This is a genomic window from Clostridium sp. ZS2-4, from assembly GCF_026719745.1.
In the GTDB taxonomy this organism is placed as follows: Bacteria; Bacillota; Clostridia; order Clostridiales; family Clostridiaceae; genus Clostridium_H.
The window spans coordinates 218,684-241,209 of sequence record NZ_JAPPRQ010000044.1; the positions used below are offsets into that span (position 1 = coordinate 218,684).

At 29.9% G+C, this 22,526-nt stretch carries 17 protein-coding genes; 1 reads left to right on the top strand and 16 read right to left on the bottom strand.

Features of this window, described 5'->3' with window-relative positions:
- Position 1 precedes the first annotated feature (1 nt).
- The 7 genes from OIO11_RS08025 to OIO11_RS08055 form a co-directional block, all read right to left on the bottom strand.
- The gene (locus OIO11_RS08025; protein WP_268070926.1) at positions 2 to 1,222 is read right to left on the bottom strand and encodes a NupC/NupG family nucleoside CNT transporter; all 1,221 of its coding nucleotides are present in this window, start codon (positions 1,220 to 1,222) and stop codon (positions 2 to 4) included.
- A gap of 122 nt (positions 1,223 to 1,344) precedes the next feature.
- On the bottom strand, positions 1,345 to 2,670 hold the full coding sequence (locus OIO11_RS08030) for a pyrimidine-nucleoside phosphorylase (protein ID WP_268070927.1): 1,326 nt from the start codon (positions 2,668 to 2,670) through the stop codon (positions 1,345 to 1,347).
- Positions 2,671 to 2,690: 20 nt separating this feature from the next.
- Complete coding sequence (locus OIO11_RS08035) at positions 2,691 to 3,509, bottom strand: purine-nucleoside phosphorylase (protein ID WP_268070928.1); 819 nt, start codon at positions 3,507 to 3,509, stop codon at positions 2,691 to 2,693.
- 142 nt (positions 3,510 to 3,651) lie between these two features.
- Complete coding sequence (locus tag OIO11_RS08040) at positions 3,652 to 4,827, bottom strand: phosphopentomutase (protein ID WP_268070929.1); 1,176 nt, start codon at positions 4,825 to 4,827, stop codon at positions 3,652 to 3,654.
- 204 nt (positions 4,828 to 5,031) lie between these two features.
- Positions 5,032 to 5,700: a deoxyribose-phosphate aldolase gene (deoC, locus tag OIO11_RS08045; RefSeq protein ID WP_268070930.1), complete on the bottom strand. Its 669-nt coding sequence runs from the start codon at positions 5,698 to 5,700 to the stop codon at positions 5,032 to 5,034.
- A gap of 176 nt (positions 5,701 to 5,876) precedes the next feature.
- Positions 5,877 to 6,905, bottom strand: coding sequence for a LacI family DNA-binding transcriptional regulator (locus OIO11_RS08050; RefSeq protein WP_268070931.1), 1,029 nt, complete (start codon positions 6,903 to 6,905; stop codon positions 5,877 to 5,879).
- Positions 6,906 to 7,168: 263 nt separating this feature from the next.
- On the bottom strand, positions 7,169 to 7,672 hold the full coding sequence (locus OIO11_RS08055) for a DUF1097 domain-containing protein (RefSeq protein ID WP_268070932.1): 504 nt from the start codon (positions 7,670 to 7,672) through the stop codon (positions 7,169 to 7,171).
- Between the two features lie 602 nt (positions 7,673 to 8,274).
- Here OIO11_RS08055 and OIO11_RS08060 point away from each other — a divergent pair.
- Positions 8,275 to 9,213: a DMT family transporter gene (locus tag OIO11_RS08060; protein ID WP_268070933.1), complete on the top strand. Its 939-nt coding sequence runs from the start codon at positions 8,275 to 8,277 to the stop codon at positions 9,211 to 9,213.
- 74 nt (positions 9,214 to 9,287) lie between these two features.
- On the opposite strand, the gene OIO11_RS08065 is transcribed toward OIO11_RS08060, so the two are convergent.
- The 9 genes from OIO11_RS08065 to OIO11_RS08105 form a co-directional block, all read right to left on the bottom strand.
- Positions 9,288 to 9,455, bottom strand: coding sequence for a zinc-ribbon domain-containing protein (locus OIO11_RS08065; protein WP_268070934.1), 168 nt, complete (start codon positions 9,453 to 9,455; stop codon positions 9,288 to 9,290).
- Between the two features lie 231 nt (positions 9,456 to 9,686).
- The gene (locus tag OIO11_RS08070; protein ID WP_268070935.1) at positions 9,687 to 11,132 is read right to left on the bottom strand and encodes a DEAD/DEAH box helicase; all 1,446 of its coding nucleotides are present in this window, start codon (positions 11,130 to 11,132) and stop codon (positions 9,687 to 9,689) included.
- 137 nt (positions 11,133 to 11,269) lie between these two features.
- Complete coding sequence (locus tag OIO11_RS08075; protein ID WP_268070936.1) at positions 11,270 to 12,238, bottom strand: serine/threonine-protein kinase; 969 nt, start codon at positions 12,236 to 12,238, stop codon at positions 11,270 to 11,272.
- Positions 12,239 to 12,277: 39 nt separating this feature from the next.
- A complete protein-coding gene (locus OIO11_RS08080) occupies positions 12,278 to 13,441 on the bottom strand; it encodes a serine/threonine-protein kinase (protein WP_268070937.1) in 1,164 nt (387 codons plus the stop codon).
- A gap of 192 nt (positions 13,442 to 13,633) precedes the next feature.
- Positions 13,634 to 16,153, bottom strand: a complete 2,520-nt coding sequence (locus OIO11_RS08085) for a diguanylate cyclase (protein ID WP_268070943.1) — start codon at positions 16,151 to 16,153, stop codon at positions 13,634 to 13,636.
- A 10-nt stretch (positions 16,154 to 16,163) separates the two neighbouring features.
- The gene (locus OIO11_RS08090) at positions 16,164 to 17,747 is read right to left on the bottom strand and encodes a GH3 family domain-containing protein (RefSeq protein WP_268070938.1); all 1,584 of its coding nucleotides are present in this window, start codon (positions 17,745 to 17,747) and stop codon (positions 16,164 to 16,166) included.
- Position 17,748: 1 nt separating this feature from the next.
- Complete coding sequence (locus tag OIO11_RS08095; protein WP_268070939.1) at positions 17,749 to 18,324, bottom strand: methyltransferase; 576 nt, start codon at positions 18,322 to 18,324, stop codon at positions 17,749 to 17,751.
- Between the two features lie 300 nt (positions 18,325 to 18,624).
- On the bottom strand, positions 18,625 to 21,765 hold the full coding sequence (locus tag OIO11_RS08100) for a DEAD/DEAH box helicase (RefSeq protein ID WP_268070940.1): 3,141 nt from the start codon (positions 21,763 to 21,765) through the stop codon (positions 18,625 to 18,627).
- A gap of 82 nt (positions 21,766 to 21,847) precedes the next feature.
- Positions 21,848 to 22,285 (bottom strand): GatB/YqeY domain-containing protein, encoded by a 438-nt coding sequence (locus OIO11_RS08105; protein WP_268070941.1) that lies wholly within the window; start codon positions 22,283 to 22,285, stop codon positions 21,848 to 21,850.
- Positions 22,286 to 22,526 lie beyond the last annotated feature (241 nt).

Below are 22,526 nucleotides of genomic sequence, written 5' to 3' on the forward strand. Positions count from 1 at the left end.
TTTAGAATAGGATTCCCGCAATAACACCAGTCATAAATGCAGCTAATGAACCACCGATCATAGATCTTAAACCTAATTTTGCAATTTCATGACGTCTTTCTGGAGCAAGTCCACCTATTCCTCCAATTTGTATTGCAATTGAACTAAAGTTAGCAAATCCACAAAGTGCATAAGTTAAGATTACTATAGTCTTCTCACTTAATGCTGCACTTTTAATCATTGGAGCCAAATTTGAATATGCAACAAATTCATTTAGAACTATTTTTTGTCCTAATAAATCTCCAGCTGCGATGATATCTTTAGGAGGTATTCCCATTATATATGCTATCGGAGCAAATAATCTTCCTAATATCCAGCTTAAGTTTAGATAATCCATTCCAATTATTCCACCAAACCAAGAAATAATAGCATTTACCATAGCAATAAGTGCAACAAAAGCAAGAAGCATAGCTCCAACATTTAAAGCAAGAGAAAGTCCTTCAGCAGCTCCATTAGCCGCTGCATCAATAATATTTGAATTAGTTTTTTCAAATTCAATTTCTACTTTTCCTTTTGTTACTGGAGTTTCAGTTTCTGGAACCATTATTTTAGCAATTATAAGGCTTGCAGGAGCAGACATTATACTGGCTGCCAACAAGTGTCCTGCATTAACTCCCATTGACACATATCCTGCCATAACTCCCCCTGCAACTGTTGCCATACCTCCAGTCATTACAGTTAATAACTCTGATTTTGTCATGCTTTTAATGTATGGTTTAATAACTAATGGTGCTTCAGTTTGTCCAACAAATATATTAGCTACTGCTGATAATGTTTCTGCTCCACTTGTTCCAAGCAGTTTAGCCATACCTTTAGCTAAAACAGATACTATAAGCTGCATAATTCCTAAATGATACAAAATACTCATTAAAGCTGAAAAGAATATGATAGTAGGTAATACATGAAGTGCCCATATATATCCTGCCTTATTAATATTAACTAAGTCTCCAAATAAAAATATTGTTCCTTCTCTAGTAAAATTCAATAACATTGTTATCTTCGAACTTAATTTTTCAAAAGCCCATCTTCCTAAAGGCCATTTTAATATTAGAAGAGCAAATACTATTTGAAGACCTATTCCTGTACCAACCAGTTTCCAATTAACTGCCTTTTTATTCTCTGATAATAAATACGCAATAAAAACTAAAATAAATAAACCTATTATGCCTATAATCTTGTCCACCTATGTTTTCTCCTTTGTATATTTTATTGTTTATTTTTTTGTTTTTAGACTTTAAATTAGAATAATGCTGAATTACAACATTATTCTAATTTATCTAAACCAAAATCTTACTTACTTTTTATTTAAGCTCTTCTTATTCCGTCTTTTGTAACAATACCTTTTATCAGTGATTTTGCCTTAATTTCTTCTTCTACGATATTATATGCCTTTAGTATAATTTCTTCTGCTGATTTTTTCTTTTCAGCATCATTAGCGTAAATAGTTGCTATAGCTTCACCTTTCTTCACATAATCTCCTATTTTCTTATGAAGAACTATTCCAACGGATAAATCTATTTGGCTTTCCTTCGTTTCACGTCCTGCACCAAGTACAAGAGCCGCTATTCCTATGTCGTCAGCTTTTATTCCCTTTACATATCCTTCTTCTGAAGCTGTAACTGGTTCCACAATACTTGGAACTGGGAACAAAGATGGGTCATCAACATAAGCTGTATTTCCCCCTTGAGCTTCAACTAATTCTCTTAATTTTGCAACGCCTTTTCCTGATTCAATTATATCTACAAGTATTTCTCTTGCTTCTTCAGCATTCTTCGCCTTTTCTCCTAAAACAAGCATATGTGAACCAAGAGTCAGACAAAGTTCAGTAAGGTCAGCAGGACCTTGTCCTTTTAATGTTTCAATAGCCTCTTTAACTTCTAAAGCATTACCTACAGCAAATCCTAAAGGTTGATCCATATCAGTGATTACACCAATTGTATTTCTTCCAACATGTGTTCCTATATCAACCATTTCTTGTGCAAGTTCGAAAGCACTATCTTCATCTTTCATGAAAGCACCGCTGCCAGTCTTTACATCAAGAACAATAGCATCTGCTCCTGAAGCTATCTTCTTACTCATTATGCTTCCAGCAATTAATGACATATTATCAACAGTTGCAGTAACATCACGAAGTGCATAAAGCTTTTTATCTGCTGGAGCTAAGTTAGCTGTTTGACCCCCTATTGCTATTTTCTTATCATTTACATTTTGTATGAACTTTTCAATTGGCATTTCTACTGAGAATCCCTCAAAAGATTCTAATTTATCAATAGTTCCGCCTGTATGTCCAAGTCCTCTGCCAGACATTTTTGCAACAGGTACTCCAGCTGCTGCAACTATAGGTCCAAGAATTAAAGTTGTTGTATCTCCAACTCCACCTGTACTATGCTTATCAACCTTTATACCTTCTATAGCAGATAAATCAATTATTTCTCCACTGTCTACCATTGCCTTTGTTAAATCCGCAGTCTCTCTTTTGTTCATCTTTTGAAAATAAATAGCCATCATAAAAGCTGATACTTGATAATCTGGAATTTCACCTTTTGTATATCCATCCACAAAGAAATTGATTTCTTCTGTAGTAAGTTCTGCACCATTTCTTTTTTTCATAATAATGTCATACATTCTCATACTATTCACCTCCAGAGATTTTAAATACCTTTTATTACATTTCTCATTAATTTTATGAATTTTTCTCTAGCCATAGCTGATGTTTCCATTACTTCCCTGTGATCTAATGGTTGGTCTAAAATTCCTGCTGCCATGTTTGTCATGCATGAAACACCAATTACTTTAATTCCACTGTGAGCAGCTACTATTACTTCTGGAGCTGTAGACATTCCCACAGCATCTCCGCCTAAAGTACGTACCATTTTGATTTCAGCAGCAGTTTCATAAGTAGGACCGCTCATGCAAGCATAAACTCCTTCTTGAATTTCAATTTCTAAAGATTTTGCAATATCTTTAACTTTTTGTCTTAATTCCTTATTATATGGATCTGACATATCAGGGAAACGCGTTCCGAATTCTTCTAAATTCTTTCCTATTAATGGATTGTTACCAGATAAATTCAAGTGATCACTTATAAGCATCAAATCTCCTGGTTTATAATTTGTATTTACAGCTCCTGCAGCATTAGTAACTATTAAAGTTTTAATTCCTAATAACTTCATTACACGAACTGGAAAAGTTACTTCCTGCATGTGGTATCCTTCATAGTAGTGAAAACGTCCCTGCATTGCCACAACTTTTTTACCTTCTAAATTTCCTATAACTAAACGACCTGCATGACCTTCTACAGTTGAAACTGGGAAATTCGGTATTTCGTTATAAGGATAAAATTCCGCATCTTCAATTTGGTCTGCAATAGCACCAAGTCCTGAACCTAGAATTAGTCCAATTTCAGGTTGAAATTTTGTTTTTTCTAAAATATATTTAGCAGATTCCTTTATCTTAGCTTGTAAATCCATAATATTATCTCCCCTCATACTATTTAATAATTTTGTCCGATAACTAACAATTCTAACGCTCCTTTCTCTACAAGAATGAGCTAAGAATTGTAAAGTTCCTGGATTGGTTCAACTAGAATTTAGATGGAGTAAAAATTTCATCTCAATTAAGTTTCACTTTATCCAAGAAGCTTTCTCCATTTTTAATTGACTCTACTGAGAATATTTCTGCAACTGTTTGACCAATATCTGCAAAAGTTGCTCTGGTTCCTAAATTGACATTATTTTTAAGAGCTTTTCCATATGCTAGGAAAGGAACATATTCTCTTGAGTGATCAGTTCCTGGCATTGTTGGGTCACAACCGTGGTCAGCAGTAATAAATAATACATCTGTATCCTTCATAGCTTCTATGATTTCATAAAGCCTTTCATCAAAAGCTTCCAATCCTTTTCCATAAGCCTCAACATCATTACGATGTCCCCATTTCATATCAAAATCAACAAGATTTGTGAAAATAAGTCCTTTTTTATCTTCCCTCATGTAATTTAGAGTTTGATCAACTCCATCCATATTGTCTTTAGTGTGTACAGCTTCTGTAATTCCCATGCCTGTGAAAATATCTTCTATTTTTCCAACTGCCATTACATTCAAATTATTTTTCTTCAAAATATCTAATACAGTATCATGAGGTGGAATTAACGAGAAATCTCTTCTGTTAGCAGTCCTAGTGAATTTTCCTGCTTCTCCAACAAAAGGTCTTGCTATAACACGAGCAACTGCATGTTCTCCTTTTAGAATATTACGAGCTGTTTCGCACATTTTATATAACTCTTCAACAGAAATAATTTCTTCATGAGCAGCAATTTGGAATACACTGTCTGCAGAAGTGTATACAATAGGGCTTCCTGTTTTTATATGCTCTTCTCCAAGTTCCTCTATAATTGCTGTACCTGAAGCTGGCTTATTACCTATCATTTTTCTATCTACTGCACTTTCAAAAGCATCTACAACATCTTTAGGAAATCCTTTTGGATATGTTGGAAAAGGTTTTTCCGAATAAATTCCTCCCATCTCCCAATGTCCTGTAGTTGTATCTTTTCCATCAGACATTTCAGCAAAACGAGCATAACATCCTGCTGGATTTCCTACTGTGGTAACTCCTTTTATCCCATCAATATTGCCTAAACCTAACTTCTCCATGTTAGGAAGTTTTAATCCACCTAAAGCCTTGGATATATTTCCGATTGTATTACTTCCAACATCACCGTATTTTTCAGCATCAGGTAACGCTCCCATACCTACACTATCAAGTACAATCCATATAACTCTATCTATCATTATAACTACCTCCCTATGTCAGTAAGCAGTAGCCAGTAACCAGTATCTAGTAACCAGTATCTAGTAGCCAGTGCTAGTACCTAGCACATTTTTTCTGTTTACTGGTCACTGTTTACTTCTTCCTTGTACCTTTTACCTGGTTTCTGGTTTCTGGTTTCTGGTTACTGGTTACTGGTTACTGTTCACTGGTTCTTGGCTACTCTATTAGTATCCACTGTTTTCACTTTGAGTGCCTTCAACAATAGCTATAGAAGCACTAGCTCCTATTCTGTTAGCACCTGCTTCAATAACAGCTTCTGCATCTTCAGTAGTTCTTACCCCACCTGATGCTTTAACACCTATTTCAGTACCAACAGTTTCTCTCATTAGTTTTACATCTTCAACTGTTGCTCCACCTGTTGAAAATCCTGTAGAAGTCTTTACAAAATCTACTCCAGCTTCTTTTGATAATTCACATGCTTTAACAATTTCATCTTTTGTTAATAGACATGTTTCAAGAATAACCTTTACTAATGCTTTATCTTTTGCTGCCTCTACTACCGCTCTGATGTCATCTCTTACTACATCGTATTTCTTATCTTTTAAAGTTCCTACATTTATTACCATATCTACTTCTTGTGCACCATTTTCAATAGCCTGTTTTGTTTCAAATGCTTTTACTTCTTTTGTTGTTGCTCCTAGAGGAAATCCTACAACTACACAAGTTTTTACATTAGTTCCTTCCAACTGTTTGCTTACCAATGAAGTGTAGTATGCATTTACACATACTGAAGCAAATTCATATTTTTTAGCCTCATCACAAATTTTTATTACTTGTTCTTCAGTAGCTTCTGGTTTTAATAATGTGTGGTCTATGTATCCATTTAATCTCATTTTTATTCTCTCCTTTTTTATTTAATTAGGCTTTGTTATTAATAAAGCCTTATATATTGCAATTAATAGTATTTGTTATAACTTATATATTATTTTATTATTCATTTTTATATAATCATATTTTATATGAAAGCGCTTACACATATAATAATTTTTAAAATGTGAACAATGTTAATTCACATCTTTTTTTGTATATATTTCTCTGAACCTTTTAAAACAAGCTCTGGTATTAAAGTAACTCTATTTATTGCTCTCTTTTCTTTATTATTTAAAATATCAATCAACATTCTCATGCCTATTTTGCCCATTTCTATAGTAGGTCCGTTAACAGAGCTTATATTTATCCCCACAATATTTAATACTTCTATATTGTCAAAGGCCACAATAGCCATATCTTCTGGAATTTTCATATTTTGTTCCATCAATGCTTTTATGCACCCCAATGTCATCATATTGCTGCAAATAAAAACAGCAGTGGGCCTATCTTCCATCATAAGCAATTGTTTTGCAGCATTATATGCGCTATCGAGCCTATACTCACCATTGAAAATATATCTTTCATCTAAGGGTATATTATTAATAGCTAATGCTTTTTTATATCCAATAAATCTATCCTTTGCTGGTTTAGAATTCATACGCCCTGTAATTATGCCAATTTTTCTATGACCAGCTTTTATTAAAGCCTCTGTTGCCTCGAATGCTCCTTTTATATTATCTACAAAAACTCCGCTAAAAGTAGAATATTTCACATGTCCATCTACCAGTACAATTGGTATGCCCAGATTTTCAAGGGTACTTAAATATTCACTGTTAAAATCCTCTTCTACAGAAGTTGGAGTAATCAATATTCCTTGAATTCTTTGTTCTTTTAAAAGCTTAATAGCCTTAAGCTCTTTATCTAAGCTTTCATCGGTATCACAAAGAATTATATTCAAATCATGCATATCTGCAATTTCGCTGATTCCCTTTATTACTTCCCCAAAAAATGGGTTGTTTACGTCTGGAACTATAACGCCTATAGTATTTGTTTTACTTGTCGATAAACTTCTTGCAATAGCACTTGGAGTATAATTTAACTCTTTTATCACGCTTAATATCTTTTGCCTTGTTTCTTCTTTTACATAACCTGAGTTATTTAAAACTCTTGATATTGTTGCTGGGGATACCCCTGCTGCCTTAGCAATATCGTTTATTGTAACTGACATTCCAGTTCCTCCTCATGTCTTAAGAAATCGCTTACACATGTTTCATATACTATTATATAGCATAATATTTTAAATTTAAATACCTTATTTCAAATATTATCCACTCACCCTATATCAGGGAATTATGTTGATTCAGGATTATATAAATCAACAAACAGTATGTTAGCGGTTCCATATTTAATATACATTATTTTTAGATAAATTACAATACACCCTAATTGTTTTCTTTATTTTTTCCATATAAGTTAGTGATTTACTAATTTTTATATAGCTTTATCCATTTCCATTTTTTCAATTTTATCATTTCTTACCAGTGTACTTCTTAACAATACATTGGTAAGCTTTTCCGAAGCATATCCTAACAAGGACCCACTAATCATGGAAAGAATAGTTATTTTAAAATTCATACCCGATGCAATAAATGCAGACCATCCAATAAAAGATGCTGGAATAAATGATACTAAAGATATCTTTGACTGCAGACATATACCTGCTGAACCTATGCCATTTCCTAGAGCAATAGCGGCAGTATTTTCATATCGTAGAGAAAGTAAGTCAGATAGTTGCAAAGTTATAAATCCCCAACATATTCCACTTAAGTTTGCAATTAAAGCTTTTTTAATTCCATTTCTACCTCCACCTGCTGCAAAAAAGCTGGACCAAGCTAAGAAACCAGCGACAGTGCTTAATCCTAAATAAAAACTTCCTATTGTCCACAGTAATGCAATGATACCACTACTACCCCCTATGGCTATTACCTTCTTCATAAACACCCTCCTCTATAATTTTTATAAAAAAATCCCTATACATATTCCGATAATTTAAAATATATATAGGGACGAATTATCCTTCGTGTTATCACCCTATCTTACGACTTAAATCGTATTTACCTTGTAACAGCGGCAATCCATAAATCTTTAAAAGATTTCTATTTTTATTAACTTTCGACATGAAATACTATAATATATTTTTTTGCATTTATCAAATGAAATTTCAAGTAGTTGGAATCAAGTTTTATTTGATATTTTAAATTAAATTTAAATATAGCATTAAATTTAAATGTTTTTAATTTTATTAAATATTTAAGAATTCAAATTACTAATTTATAGATACTTGAAATTCGGCTTGACAATTAATTAAAAAAATTGTATATTGGGAAATGGAAAATTACACAATTTGTGAAAATTATCGGAATACCACCGTTATATGGTAATTATAGATTTCTAATCCATAAAAAAGGGTGATAACACGAATTTTATTTCGTCCCTTAGATAAATTATACAATTTATCTAAGGGGCGCTTTTTGTTGCATGTCCATTATATATTTTACATTTATAACTAATTATAACATTATAGGGGGAGAAATAAAATGAATGATACAAACAAAAACAAAGAAGGTTACTTATTGGTTGCTATATCCGCAGCTTGTTGGGGTATGATGGCAATATTAACAAGAAAATTAGAAGAATTAGGCTTTGATTCTATATCAATTTCTGCACTTAGACCTACTGTGGCAATACTTTTTTACTGTTTATTTACTTTAATAAAAAGTCCTAAATCTTTTAAGACTGATTTTAAAGGTATTTTATTTTTTATGGTATATGGTGTAATTGCTTTAGACGGAATGTTTCTTTCTTTTACTTATGCAGTTAAATATACCAGTATTGCAACAGCTTCAGTTTTATTATTTACAAATCCAATCTTTGTAATGATTATGTCATATTTTGTTTTCAAAGAAAAATTTACACTTAAAAAAATTCTTTCATTGTTATTAGCTATTTTTGGGTGCTTTTTAATTTCTAGAGGATATGATAGTCAATCATTTAAAATTGATAATTTATTTGGAATAGGGATGGGAGTATTATCCGGATTTACTGTTGCATTACAAAATGTATTAGGTAAAATTGGTTCTAAAAAATATTCTCCAAAAACTCTTTTAGTTTATTCTTTTATATTTGCTACTATATTTTTGTGGTTCTTTAGATCTCCAGTATCACTGATCCAACATACTAACAATTTGACAGCACTTTTTTATGTTATTGCAATAGGTTTTGTAGCAACTGTTATACCAAATGGATTATTTGTAAAAGCATTACAACATGTTGAATCTAGTAAGGCAAGTATAGTATGTAGTATAGAACCTATAATTGCAGCCATATTAGGTTATGTTATTTACAAGGAAGTTCTAGAAACCCCTCAAGTTATAGGAATGATATTAATATTATTTTCAGTAGTATTAATTCAATTAAAAGATAAGAAAAATAAAGATTACAATAATAAAGCTATAGAATATAGCAAAGCTTCTTAATCTATAAAACTATCAGATATTAACACAAAACCCTATAAGAATTAATTCTTATAGGGTATATAGTACAAATAATACTATCTTCTGAATCCTCTATTGTTGTTTTGTTGCTTTCTTTTTTTTCTGCAATCAACACATCTTTGAGGTTCATTTTCAAAACCTTTTTCTTTGTAGAAAGCTTGCTCTCCTTCAGTGAAGATAAACTCATTTCCACAGTCTTTACAAACTAAAGTCTTATCTGCCATTTCAACATTCCTCCTTTTCTTAAAATTCAGATTTAAAAACTGATTCACATTACGTTCCTTAAAAGAGGGAATGCTGTTAACCATATTAAATCTATACCCAAGTAATTGTTCAAACTACTGGCACGTATAGAGTATACAGCATTCTGAAACAATACACAATAGTTAAATAAAAAATATTATATCTTTTTTTTTTCAAAGTTTATCTTTCCTTAAGCTAATATTTATTTCTTTTTATTTTATTGCTTTCTGAACCTTAACTTTTTTTCCCTTTATGGTAATATGTTGAAGTTGTTTCAATACAATATTTCCTTTATTATCAAGTATATCTACATAAGTGAAATTATCCTGTACATCAATAATTCCAATATCATCTCCACTGATACCCTCAATATTAACTATTGCTCCAACAATATCTCCTGGTCTTATTTTTTTCTTCTTCCCAGCATTTATATGTAGTTTTGTAATTTCCTTGCTTAATTCAGCACTTTTATCTATCTTTAGCTTAGGTCTAGCCTTAAATTTCTTTTCAAAAATTTTCTTTCCCTGTTCAGCCTCTTCTTCTGAAGGAATTTCCTTCTTTGATATAGCATACCCTAAATATTCCTGAATCTCATTAAAAAATCTTGCTTCATAAGGACATACAAAAGTAATAGCCGTCCCTGTATTACCAGCTCGCCCCGTTCTCCCTATTCTATGAACGTAACTTTCTTTCTCTACGGGTATGTCATAATTTATAACATGAGTTATATCTTCTATATGAATTCCTCTAGCTGCCACATCCGTAGCGATAAGGAACTGAAATTCTCCCCTTTTAAATCTTTGCATCGTATCTAACCTGTCCTTTTGCTCCATTCCTCCATGCAATCCACTACAAGAATAGCCTTTATTATTCATTTTTTGAAGTAGATTATTAACTCCCTCTTTTGTACTACAGAATAAAATGCAGCTCTCTGGCCTCTCAGTATATATTATTTTATTTAGAATATTAAATTTTCTACTCTCTTCAATTTCATAATAAACTTGATCAATTTTATCTGTAGTAAGAGTTTTAAGTTCAACTTCTATCTTCTCCGGATTAATCATATATTGATTACACAATGTTTCAATTTTCTCAGGCATAGTGGCTGAAAATAACATAGTTACTCTATCATGTGGTAATTTTTTCATTATTGCTTCAACCTGATCGATAAAACCCATATTCAGCATTTTATCTGCTTCATCTATAATTAGATACTGTATCTCTTCTAAATCTACTGTTCCCCTATCAATGTGATCGAAAGTTCTACCTGGAGTACCAACAATAATATGTACTCTCTGCCTTAATTCTCTTACTTGAATATCCATAGGCTGTTTCCCAAAAACAGCAGTACATCTTATTCTTTTAAATCTTCCTATATTAGAAATATCCTCTTTTACTTGTACTGCCAGCTCTCTAGTTGGAGTAAGAACCAACACCTGTGGTTTTCTATTCTCTAATTCAATTTTTTCACAAACTGGAATAGCAAAAGCTGCAGTCTTTCCACTACCTGTTTGAGATTTCACTATAATGTCTTTATTCTGTAGAGCAAAAGGCATAACCCTTTCTTGAACCTCTGATGGTCTTTCATATCCTAACTTTTCTAATGCTTTAAGTATTTCTTCACTTAAACCAAAGTACTTAAAATTCGACTTATCCATATTTTTTTAACCTCGTATATTACTATTATTTATTATTATATATAATCTGCCTAAATTAAAATAAAATTCATAAACTATGTATAAGCTTTTCAGCTTTTTTCTGAAGATTCTTTTATAATAGCATATACAGGTATAAACTAGCAATTTAAAATATAAACAGTTACAAAAATTGTTATCATAAGTGACACCATACCTATAATTCTTCTCTTTAATACAGATTTATTTGATTTTTTTGTTTTTATTTTTTCTGTAGATATATTTGGCTCAATATCAGCTTTTTTTTCATTTACTATATTTCTGCCTTTTTTGCCTTTAAACAATTCTATTATAATTTCTTTGTTTAATTCTTCAATTGAAGCATATCTATTTTTAATATCAATTTCAAAGCACTTCTGTATTATCCTTTTTAAACTGCTATCTACATTGTTTCCATAATTATCATCTATAAGCGGCTCTAAATCCATATTTGGAATCTTTCCCGTAGTCATAAAGTACATAACCCTGCCTATATTATATATATCTGTTTGCTTATTAGCTTGTCTTAGACCATATGGCACTGCTAAAGTACAGCCATTAGTCCCCATATATATGTTATCCTTCTCCTCAATAGCTTTATCCATCTTTGAAATACCAAAATCAGTTAAAACAGCTTTCCCATTTGGCGTTATTATTATATTGGACGGTTTTAAATATCTGTATTTCATGGGAAGAGCTAAATTTTGTAAATATCCTATTATATCACATATACTTGATATAATAGGAACTATATTTTTTGTTCCTATAGACTCCCTTTCTTTTACATACTCCTTTAGTGTTTTTCCCTCTATGTACTCCTGAACTATATACAGGTTATCGTCCTCATAAAGTACATCAACTATTCTTGAAATGCCCCTATGACTTAGTTTTTTCACTTCATTAAGTTCTAATAAAAAATCCATATTTACTTTAAAATCTATATTTGTTTTAAACTCTTCGTTTACTTCCTTTATAGACCAAAGTTTTTTAAGCTCGCTATCCTTACATAAATAAACCGTTCCCATATTACCCTTTCCTAAAACTTTGATCACTTCATATTTTTCACCTAAAATATATCTTCTATTAAGCATATTCCACCTCTTGTGTAAAACTTTTATATTAATTTCTCTTTATTTTTTCTTGCCCTTGGCCTTACCTTTTCCTTTAGACTTTTGCTGTTTTTTTTCATCACTATTCTTGTCAACTTCCTCAATAATACTTTCTTTCCTAGGTTGGTTGATAATGTGTTCTTGTACAGTTGGTATACTTTCCTCAGAATCATTAGTTAATGATTCATTTATATTATTTGATTTATTTATATTATTTGATTTGTTATCCGCTTTGGCATTTCCATAAAAAAAATGAATACCAATTAAAATAATAGCCATAAATCCTAATATACCTATGACACTGCTTCTTAAGGCAGTTTTATTTGATTTTTTCACTCCTATATTCCTTAAAGGTATATCTTGATTAATATTAGAACTACTTAAGACCCTTGTCTTTTCATACTTATCCATCTCTTCAAGTCCTATAATTTCATTGCTTAAATCTTCAATTGAATCGTATCTATTCTCAATATGGATTTGCACACATTTCTGTATTATTTTTTTAAAATTACTATCCATATAATGATCATAATTATCATCCATAAGAGGTTCTAAACCTGTAGTTGGAACCTTTCCCGTAGCCATGAAGTACATAACCATCCCAATACTATATATATCCGTTTGTATGCAGAATTCCCCAGTTCCATACTGTTCCGGAGCAGCATACCCCTTAGAGCCCATATATGTGGTATCCTTATTATCATGAACTTTGTACATTTTTGAAATACCAAAATCAATTAGAAAAACTTTTTCTTTTGGGGTTATCATTATATTAGATGGCTTTAAATCTCTATATATGATAGGTGGATTCAAGTTGTGCAAATAAGATATGATGTCACAAACACGTGATATAATCTTACATATATTTTCTGTTTTCATAAAACCTTTTTCACTTACATATTCCTTTAGAGTTTGTCCCTCTATGTAATCTTGAACCATATAAAAATTATTTTTCTCATAAAATATATCAACTATTCTAGGAATACCTGAATGTGTTAGCGTTTTTAATATATTAGGTTCTGATAAAATATCTCTGTTATTTTTAAAATCTTTTTTTACTTCTTTTATAGCCCAAAAGTTTTCAAGTCTTATATTTTTACATAAATAAACTGTGCCCATACCTCCTCTTCCTAAAACTTTAATTACCTCATATTTTTCATCTAGTATATGTCCACTGTTAAGCATTATCCACCTCTTGTATAAAACTTTTGTCACATATTGCATTTATTTTATATACGTATATACTCTTAATTTTTGGGGGTATGGATAATTATAGTTAATAAAATTAATTTTCTATTCATTCCAAAATACAAAAAATTGTACTGAATTTTTCAGTACAATTTTTACATTTCTATTATATTTTATTTTTAAAATTAGCTACTCATCATCTTCACAATTACACATCTCAATTTTTCCTTCTTCATATAACTGTATAAACAGCTGGGTAAGTTTGGTATCAAATTGAGTACCACTATGTTTTTTTAGCTCCATAATAGCTTGTTCAGGACTAAGTGCTTTACGATAGGATCTATTAGTTGTCATTGCATCAAAAGCATCTACTATACCTAAGCATCTTCCTTCTATTGGGATATTTTCCCCACTTATTCCTCTTGGGTAACCAGTTCCATCATACTTTTCATGGTGACTCATAATAGCTGGAATAACTTTAATAAGATTAGGAATATGCTTAATGATAGTAATAGAAATATCTACATGTTTTTTCATTATCTCATATTCCTCTGGTGTCAACCTTTCTTTCTTAGTAAGAATATTTTCTGGTATGCCTATTTTACCAATATCATGCAGTAGCCCTGCATTCTTAACAATCTCTATCTTTTCTTTATCAAAGCCAGCGGCCTTAGCTAGAGTAACGGCATATTTAGATACATTTTCTGAATGTCCATAAGTATAATGATCCTTTGCATCAATAGTAGCAGCTAAAGCATAGACGGTAGAAAAATATGCTGAATTAATTTTCTCTTCCATTTCTGATTTATTTGCTTCGCATCTTTTATTTTCATTTTTTGAATACAGCACACTTTGATTTCTTCCTCTTCTTTTTGCAACATACATTACAGTATCAGCATATTCTAATATTACCTCAGCTTTTTCTCTATTATCTGACAAACTGGCTACCCCTGCACTAACAGTAATAAATTCATTTATCTCAGTAGAAAAAATAAAACTATTTTCTATTTCTTTACGTATTTTCTCTATAATTTCCAGTGCTTTCTCCTCTTCAATATTTGGAAAAAGTACTGCAAATTCTTCTCCACCATATCGAGCTACTAAATCTTCCTTTCTTACAGATTGTTTTATAATTTTAGCAATCTTGATTAAAGCCTTATCCCCTGCGGAATGTCCATAAATATCATTATATACTTTAAATAAATCTACATCAATCATTGCCACTGAAAACCTTTTATCTATATATTCATTATTATATTTCCCCAAGATTTCATGGAAATATCGATGATTATAAAGTTTTGTCAATCCATCTGTTATAGCCTGATGCTTCAGATTTTCATACATCTTGCCATTATCTATTACAACTGCTGCATTATTCATCAAAGTAAATAATAAATCCATCTCCTCTTGCAAATAAGTCTCTCCATTCTTTTTTTCAGATAAGACAAGAATTCCTATTAGTTGTTCCCTTAGCTTTATAGGAACTATCAGTTCTGTTTCCATTTTATAAAGCTGCTCTTTTTCCACGCTCCAAAGTATAGTAAATAAGGGTAACCTTTCTATTTGCTCCATAGTCAAAAGTAAATTTCCTTCCATAAACCATTTAACAATAGGATGGTTTATGCTATATTTTAATTCATCCATATATATATTATTGTCTGAACATCTAAAAAAGCTATATTCTTCCTTTCCTTTTCTTAATATCAAAGAGATTTTTTTAGGTTTTAAGCCTTGTTCTACTACTTTTAGCAAAGAATCTGTAAGTTCCTCCAAATCTAGTATATTGTTAGTAATTTTACTGAAATCTCTTAATAATACTTGATGATTTAATTTATCTTTATAAAAAAATCTATCAATGCCTTTCTGTATGGTATTTTTTACAGGCTGAAAAACAAACCCAAGCAAAACAGCTATAATCAATGCTGAAGCTATAGTACTATATCCAATAATACTGCTCATTATTTCCTCAACTACAAAAACTGTAATAATATATAATCCGGTTAAAATCAGAGTATATAAAGAATAAGCAATTCCTTTTTTGACTATTAATTTGATTTTCAAAAACTTATACCTATAAATAGAGTATGCAATAAAAACAGCATTTATCGTGTTAGAAATAATATCAATAGGATATTTCCCTAATGATGGCAAAAGATTTAAAAGCCCTCCAACAAGAACTAACACTATACCAAAAAGTATAAGTCTTACTCTATTAAAAGGCATTTCTCCTTTCTTTACCTTATAGAGTATATTTGAAAAAGCTAATAACATATAGCCTAAACTCCAAATAGCCATTACTGATGCTACTGGTCCTAAAACATAATAAAATATATTATTAACAACATAGGCTTTTCTCATAATCATTCCCACAAAATTACATATGATCAAAATTCCAGCAGTATAATATCCAAAGTATAATTTATTCTTTTGAGTAGTTGTCTCCGTTAAAACCAATGTAAAATGATAAAAGATTACTGGCATGGAAATAAGGCCAACACAAAGTATTCGATTCCAAAAAAGTGGTCCTGGATAAACATTTGTCCTCATAATAAAAGAAGCAAAACTCCAAACAATCATTGCAATGATATAAAAAATATAATATTTTGCAATCTTATTTTTTTTTCTTGATCCTAATAACACCGTCAATAAGATACAATAACAAATAAAACATATAAATGGTATTATAATTAAATGTGTTGAAGAATGCATCAAATCACCTCTAGTTCTTTTTGCCAATACTCATTAACATACATATACTTTGTTTATCAGGATTCATCTTTACGGGTAGTTCATTATTCTTATCCATATATTCATCAAAAGAACCTGATGGCAATACTGTAATTCTAAGGCAATCTCTTCCTAGCATAGTCTTTAAGTCTCCATAATCCAAATCAACTTGCTGCAATTTCTCATCAATTTCTCTCTTTATGTTTAAATACTCCATATCATCTTCTTTCATTTCTATGTAAATATGAAGTACTGGTTCATTATTGTCATATTCTTTGCAAGCAACCCAATCTTTTACGGAAAGCTTTGCTAAAGAAATAGCTTTATCAATTGTTGCTTTAGTAATACGAGTAAATCCCGCTAAATCAATTACATTTGATATTCTATCCACAAATCTCACCTGTGGAAGATTTATGTTATACTCTTCATTTTTTAATGATAGACATTCTATAACATCTCCCACTCTATAGCGTACAAAAGCCCCCCCTCTAAACTTTGTAATTACAATTTCATACCTTTCATTTGGCTTTATTTCATTTAAAAGTAAAGTCTTCGGAACATAATTAGTGTCTTTTAAACTTTTTAAAGAATCCTTTTCTGGAATAAATTCTAAAAAATTTACATCTGGGAAAAATGTTAATCCGCTGTCTCCCCAAGTTTCTGTAGCCACAGTAGCAATTTCTGTACCTCCATATATTTCAACTGGTCGTTTTCCCCAATAATATTCAATTTTTTCTTTAAATGCATGTGTGTCAGTACCTGCACATAAGATTCCTTTTATATCCCATAAGTCTTTTGGTAATATAGTTTCTTTTTTAATATTCTTTTTCACATAAACCTTCAGAAGACTATAAAGCATCTTTAAATTTTGAGGTCTAAATTTATACTTTCCTTTCTCAGAACCCTTTACAAAATCTTCTCCTATTTTCACCAGTATGCTTGAGAGTCCAAAAAATAAATCTATACCTTTGTTTGAAGCCAATTTAAAACCTACTTTATTTCTTTCTTCAAAACCAAGATACTCTGCTTCCTCTATGGATGGCAAGTATTCAAAATCAATTTCATTTTTCAAAGCATAAGGTGCCAAACCAGTTAAATACGGCAGCGGTGCCATACCATATAGGAATTTATCATTTTCTCTTAATGAAAAGTCTCCTGGTTTTTTACTAGTAGCAAGAATTAAACTAGCTAAAAAGGACTTGGTATGTTCCTGAATCATTTTCTCTGAATAAGGGGCTAGTTTAATTTCATGTGTTCCACCTTTCCATGTAGTTTTAATCCAATATAATGGCTTAGAAGGCAATTGGTCTTCCTTTTTGTTCAAAAGTATTTCAGCATAATCCTCATAAGTAGTTAAAGGCACACATCTTCTAAACTCATCAATAGTTGTAGGCTTTATACCTTTCCCCATAATTTTTTCACCTAATTTGCATTTGGAAAGTAATTCTATCTGCTCCATTAAAAGACTTTCCTGTATTTGCATATATTCTTCTATATTTAAATCCAAAAACCCGCAATATTTAGTCCAAATTTTATTATATTCTTCCTTTTTTAACATTTCACTCAAATTTTTCATTCTATTTAACCTCCATTATAATTAAAGTAGATATGCACCTTTTTATGCTTTCCCTAGTAGGAATGAGCATAGGAGTAGTGCCTACGTAAATTTTATACTTAGGGAATATCTTAAAAAAGAATATTTTTTCCTGTAAATAAACATAAATAATATCAGCGCTTGTCCATATTATTCCCGCATAAACCACCCAAATAGCCCCAGTCATAAAAAATGCAAAGAAAAACGATAATCCAAACCATAGTACCCCTGGATGTCTACAAAGTGCATAGGTTCCTATATCTATAAGTTCATTACTATATTCAACTTTCCCATATGTTTTTGCAAAAGGTAACTCTATGAACAAAGAATAAATAAGTAAAAAAGTAAAAACTCCACAGAACACTCCTGATACAACTCTTAAACTTAAAGGTAACCTTATTTTTTTAGAAGTCAACATTATCATAACTGTAGAGTAAATAAAAAGTAATACTCCTGCCAATCCAAAGATTTTTTTCTTTATGCTTTTATTATTTAAAGTATAATAATCAAACATAAATAGTAATAAAAAGGATAATAATCCTGTTAAAATAAATAGCATATTGTCATCACCACTCTCCAATTTTTTATTTTTTAAAATTTTCCATTTTTTCCATTTTTTTCATTTCTTTAATTTTCTTTTTAATTATTTTAACTTTTTTTAAACTACTATAGTAAAATATTAGACATCTTTCGGCATTTTCCTTCTTTTTTATAAAAAGTTTATGAAATATTTTCCTCATATCATAAACATTTTCATCAATTGTAATTTATTTTATATTTTACCTAAATTACAAAAGACCAGTATTTCTACTGGTCTAACTAAGCTATAAAAATATCAATATTCTAACTTTGTAAAAAACTAATTGTAATTATTGTCAAAGAGTTTTATTAATTCTTCTTTTGTTAATTGGTTTAACATACTACTATTTTTAAGTTCTCCTGTAATGATACTATCAATTAACGCCTTTTTATGTTCTTGTAGTAAAATAATTTTTTCTTCTATTGTTCCTTTAGCAACAAGCTTAATTACTTCTACTATATTCCTTTGTCCAATTCTATGCGCCCTATCTGTTGCTTGATTTTCTACTGCTGGATTCCACCATGGATCAAAGTGAATAACCAAATTTGCCGAGGTTAAGTTTAGACCAGTTCCTCCCGCTTTTAATGAAATTAAAAATACTTTTACCTTATCACTATTATTAAACTCATTTACTAATTTAATTCTTTCTTTAGGTCCAGTAGAACCCTCCAAATAAAAGTATTCGATACCTTTTTCCTTTAAGGATTTACCTATTTTATTTAAAGCAGAAGTAAATTGAGAAAATAATAATACCTTCCCATCTACAGCTATCTGTTCTTCTACTAATGCCATTGCAACTTTAAGTTTTCCATTTTCCCCTTTATATTCATCATATATAAGAGAAGGATCCAAGCAAATTTGCCTTAGCTTTGTTAAATAAGAAAAAACTTCTATTTTACCATCAAAATTATTTTTAATTTTTGCTCTCACATCTTTTATATAAGCATTGTATATTGCTTTTTGAGGTGCTGTCATTTCAACCAGTATTTTCTTTTCTATTTTATCAGGCAAATCTTCTATAACTTCTTTTTTAGTTCTTCTTAAAATAAAAGGTTTAATTAATAATTTGAGAGTTTCTAACATATCTTCATCTTTAGAAATAAATTTCTCTTGAAAAGTTTCTTTAGAATATAAATACCCTGGCATTACAAAATCAAATATTGACCAAAGCTCTGTTAAATTATTTTCAATTGGAGTTCCTGTCAATGCAAACCGTACCACTGCTTTCATTTCTTTAACCACTTTCGTAATTTGAGCTGTAGGATTTTTTATATTTTGTGCCTCATCTATAATTAGATAATCAAATTCGATATTATTATAATCTTCAATATTATTTCTTAATGTACCATAAGTAGTCAAAATCACATCATATTCCTTTAAATTATTTATTACCTTTTCTTGAACTGCTCTCTCTCCATGTGCAATTCCAAACTTTAAATCAGGAGCAAATCTTTCTATCTCCTCTTTCCAGTTATAAATCAAAGAAGTTGGAACAATTATTAAAGATTTTTTATTCTCTTCTGATGTAAGAAAGGCTATTGTTTGAATTGTTTTTCCAAGTCCCATTTCATCTGCCAATATACCGCCAAATCCTAATCTACTTAAATTCTTAAACCATTTAAATCCACTAATTTGATATTCTCTAAGTACCCCTTTAAAACTCTTAGGTAAAGTTATTTTTTTACTATTTATGTCAGTCAATTTATTTTCTATATCCTTTAGCAAATCAATGCCATTACTCAATTTAAAGTTTCTATTTTTCAAACTCTCCGCTATATACAAGGCTTTACCTTTTTCTATCTTCACTAAACTCTTTTCTATATTTTTATCAGTATTTAATATGTCAATTAAATTAAAGAAATTTCTTACACCATCATCCTGAAAATCTATAAATCCATTGTCTTTGGTTTTATAGAATCTATTATTAGACTTATACCTTTCAAATATATTGCCTAGCTCATCTCTTTCAATGTCCCCAATGCTATAATCAAATTTAAAATATCCATCTTCTTCATATAGGTCAACCTCAATAGACTCTGATTTGTATACTTTTATATCTTTAAAATTTTTTCCTAAAATAATACTGCCTAATGAATGGATACCTTCTTTTCTATTACTCAAAATTTCAAAAAGTTCTTCATCTCCCCCTATAAACATAAGTCTATCTTTTCTTCTTATAAACTTATAATGTTCAAGCTTCATAAGAATTTTTTCTTCCTTATTGAACTCTCTTATAAATTGCTTTTTATTTCTATCATCTTTTAATATATTAATTTTTCCATTGCAATAAATTGCTTGCACATCACAATAGATATTGGATTTTTCTTTATAAATTAAAAACTCAAACTTCAATGAATTAGATATAAATCTTTTTACTGTTTCTGCAATTGTAATATCATTTGAAATACTGCTGAGCAAAGAAATAATTGTATTATAATTTTCTATAGTTTTTTTATATAATATTTCACCATCTCTTTCAAAAACATCATATAAATGACTAAATTTTTCAATTTGATCTTTTGAAGGTAAATAAAGCTGCCTATTTAAAAAATATACATCTTTATTTGTATTTAAAAGAATAGGACGCTTATTATGCATTTTTAATACGAATTGTTCATTTTTCTCTTTTAATATAAAGTTAAGAGGTAAATCCTTCTTAAAAATATTTGTCTTATATTCTATCCCATTGTACTTAAAATTAATTTTACTTTCACCAATACATTCTAAAAATTTTCTTAAATCATTAGATTCAATTATTAACTTTCTACTTGTGGATTCTATTCCTTTATTTTCATAAACATATTCTTTAATAAAGTCTATAATTTTCACATCATTAGGAGAAATAGTATGTTCAATATGATTATATGTAAACTGATTATTGAAAAAAATACTTTTTCCATTGTCTAAATCAAGAATAAATTTCTTCAGATCATTAATTAAATACTTATTCCTAAGTCCTAATCGAAATTCTAATTCGTAATTAACTGAATCCTTCCATGACTTACGAATTACATTTACCTCCATACCTGTCTCAATTTTTTCAGTCTTATCTTTATATATTTTTTTAGGTGATTTATTTTCTCTAGCTTTTTTCTTATAGGATAAACTTAAAAATTTATATGCAGTAGCAGTTAAATGCTCACACATGAATAAGTTTTTATTTTTGGAAAACTCTTTAAAATTATCACAAGTACATCTTACACCCTCTGTTTTTTTGCTTAACAAATTTATTTTTATATGAGTTTTAAATTCTACTTCATCATTATGATTTAGTATATCTCCATAAATATGGTATATATTTTCTATTTTTTTACCTTTTATATTAGAAACTAATCCCTGCTGCAAAACCTCTTCTCCCATTTTTCTCATCAAATGGGAAGATGGTTTGAAAATTATTTTTTCTAGTTCTTTTAAGTTCATTTTCTCACCACTTTTTTAAATTTCTCCTTTTTAAAAGAATATATAAAATAAAGACCAGCATTTTCCTGGTCTTTTATTTATATTAACCCAACAAATTTTTTACCATAGGATTAATTTTTGATCTGTCAAATTTACCATTAACTTTTGGCATAATTTCTTTCATTATTTTTCCCATATCTGATGCTGTGTAATTTCCATTAGCTATAATTTCTTTTAACATACCAGTTACTTCTTCTTCGCTTAATTGTTCTGGAAGATACGGAGTTAAAACTTCAAGAGCAAAATTTCCTTCAGCTATTTTTTCTTCATCATTTGCTTGCTTAGCATATTCTAAAGCTTCTCTTATTTGTTTTATGTTTTTTTCTATTATTTTTATAACACCTTCATCAGAAATAGTTTCTCTTTCATTAACTTCAAATCCTTTAATATCAGCACTTACTAATCTTAAAGTATTTACTCTTGCCTTATCTCTTGCCTTCATTGCTGCTATTTCATCTTTTTTTAATAATTCTTTTAGCATATTATGTAGTTAGTAGACTTTGCCTGCTAACTATTCACCTCTTTTCTCTAGAATAATTTGTATATTTAAATTATACCATATTCTATATAAAATCAAAGTTTCTTATTATATGACAAGAGTAAGTAAAATATTTTTAGGCAAAAAATAAGGAAAGGCCGCCAGCAATTACCTTGCCGGTAGGCCTTTTATTCATGTCAAAGACTTTTTATAATTATAGTTACCCAACAACAAATATAGAAAG

Excerpts from the sequence above, each read along its gene's own strand:
- OIO11_RS08035 (WP_268070928.1), bottom strand. The coding sequence starts at position 3,509 with ATGGATTTACAAGCTAAGATAAAGGAATCTGCTAAATATATTTTAGAA.
- OIO11_RS08095 (WP_268070939.1), bottom strand. The coding sequence starts at position 18,324 with ATGCTATTTATTTTAACAGGATTATTATCCTTTTTATTACTATTTATG.
- OIO11_RS08060 (WP_268070933.1), top strand. The coding sequence starts at position 8,275 with ATGAATGATACAAACAAAAACAAAGAAGGTTACTTATTGGTTGCTATA.
- OIO11_RS08055 (WP_268070932.1), bottom strand. The coding sequence starts at position 7,672 with ATGAAGAAGGTAATAGCCATAGGGGGTAGTAGTGGTATCATTGCATTA.
- deoC (WP_268070930.1), bottom strand. The coding sequence starts at position 5,700 with ATGAGATTAAATGGATACATAGACCACACATTATTAAAACCAGAAGCT.
- OIO11_RS08070 (WP_268070935.1), bottom strand. The coding sequence starts at position 11,132 with ATGGATAAGTCGAATTTTAAGTACTTTGGTTTAAGTGAAGAAATACTT.
- OIO11_RS08090 (WP_268070938.1), bottom strand. The coding sequence starts at position 17,747 with ATGAAAAATTTGAGTGAAATGTTAAAAAAGGAAGAATATAATAAAATT.
- OIO11_RS08065 (WP_268070934.1), bottom strand. The coding sequence starts at position 9,455 with ATGGCAGATAAGACTTTAGTTTGTAAAGACTGTGGAAATGAGTTTATC.
- OIO11_RS08085 (WP_268070943.1), bottom strand. The coding sequence starts at position 16,153 with ATGCATTCTTCAACACATTTAATTATAATACCATTTATATGTTTTATT.
- OIO11_RS08050 (WP_268070931.1), bottom strand. The coding sequence starts at position 6,905 with ATGTCAGTTACAATAAACGATATTGCTAAGGCAGCAGGGGTATCCCCA.
- OIO11_RS08105 (WP_268070941.1), bottom strand. The coding sequence starts at position 22,285 with ATGCTAAAAGAATTATTAAAAAAAGATGAAATAGCAGCAATGAAGGCA.
- OIO11_RS08040 (WP_268070929.1), bottom strand. The coding sequence starts at position 4,827 with ATGATAGATAGAGTTATATGGATTGTACTTGATAGTGTAGGTATGGGA.
- OIO11_RS08100 (WP_268070940.1), bottom strand. The coding sequence starts at position 21,765 with ATGAACTTAAAAGAACTAGAAAAAATAATTTTCAAACCATCTTCCCAT.
- OIO11_RS08075 (WP_268070936.1), bottom strand. The coding sequence starts at position 12,238 with ATGCTTAATAGAAGATATATTTTAGGTGAAAAATATGAAGTGATCAAA.
- OIO11_RS08030 (WP_268070927.1), bottom strand. The coding sequence starts at position 2,670 with ATGAGAATGTATGACATTATTATGAAAAAAAGAAATGGTGCAGAACTT.
- OIO11_RS08080 (WP_268070937.1), bottom strand. The coding sequence starts at position 13,441 with ATGCTTAACAGTGGACATATACTAGATGAAAAATATGAGGTAATTAAA.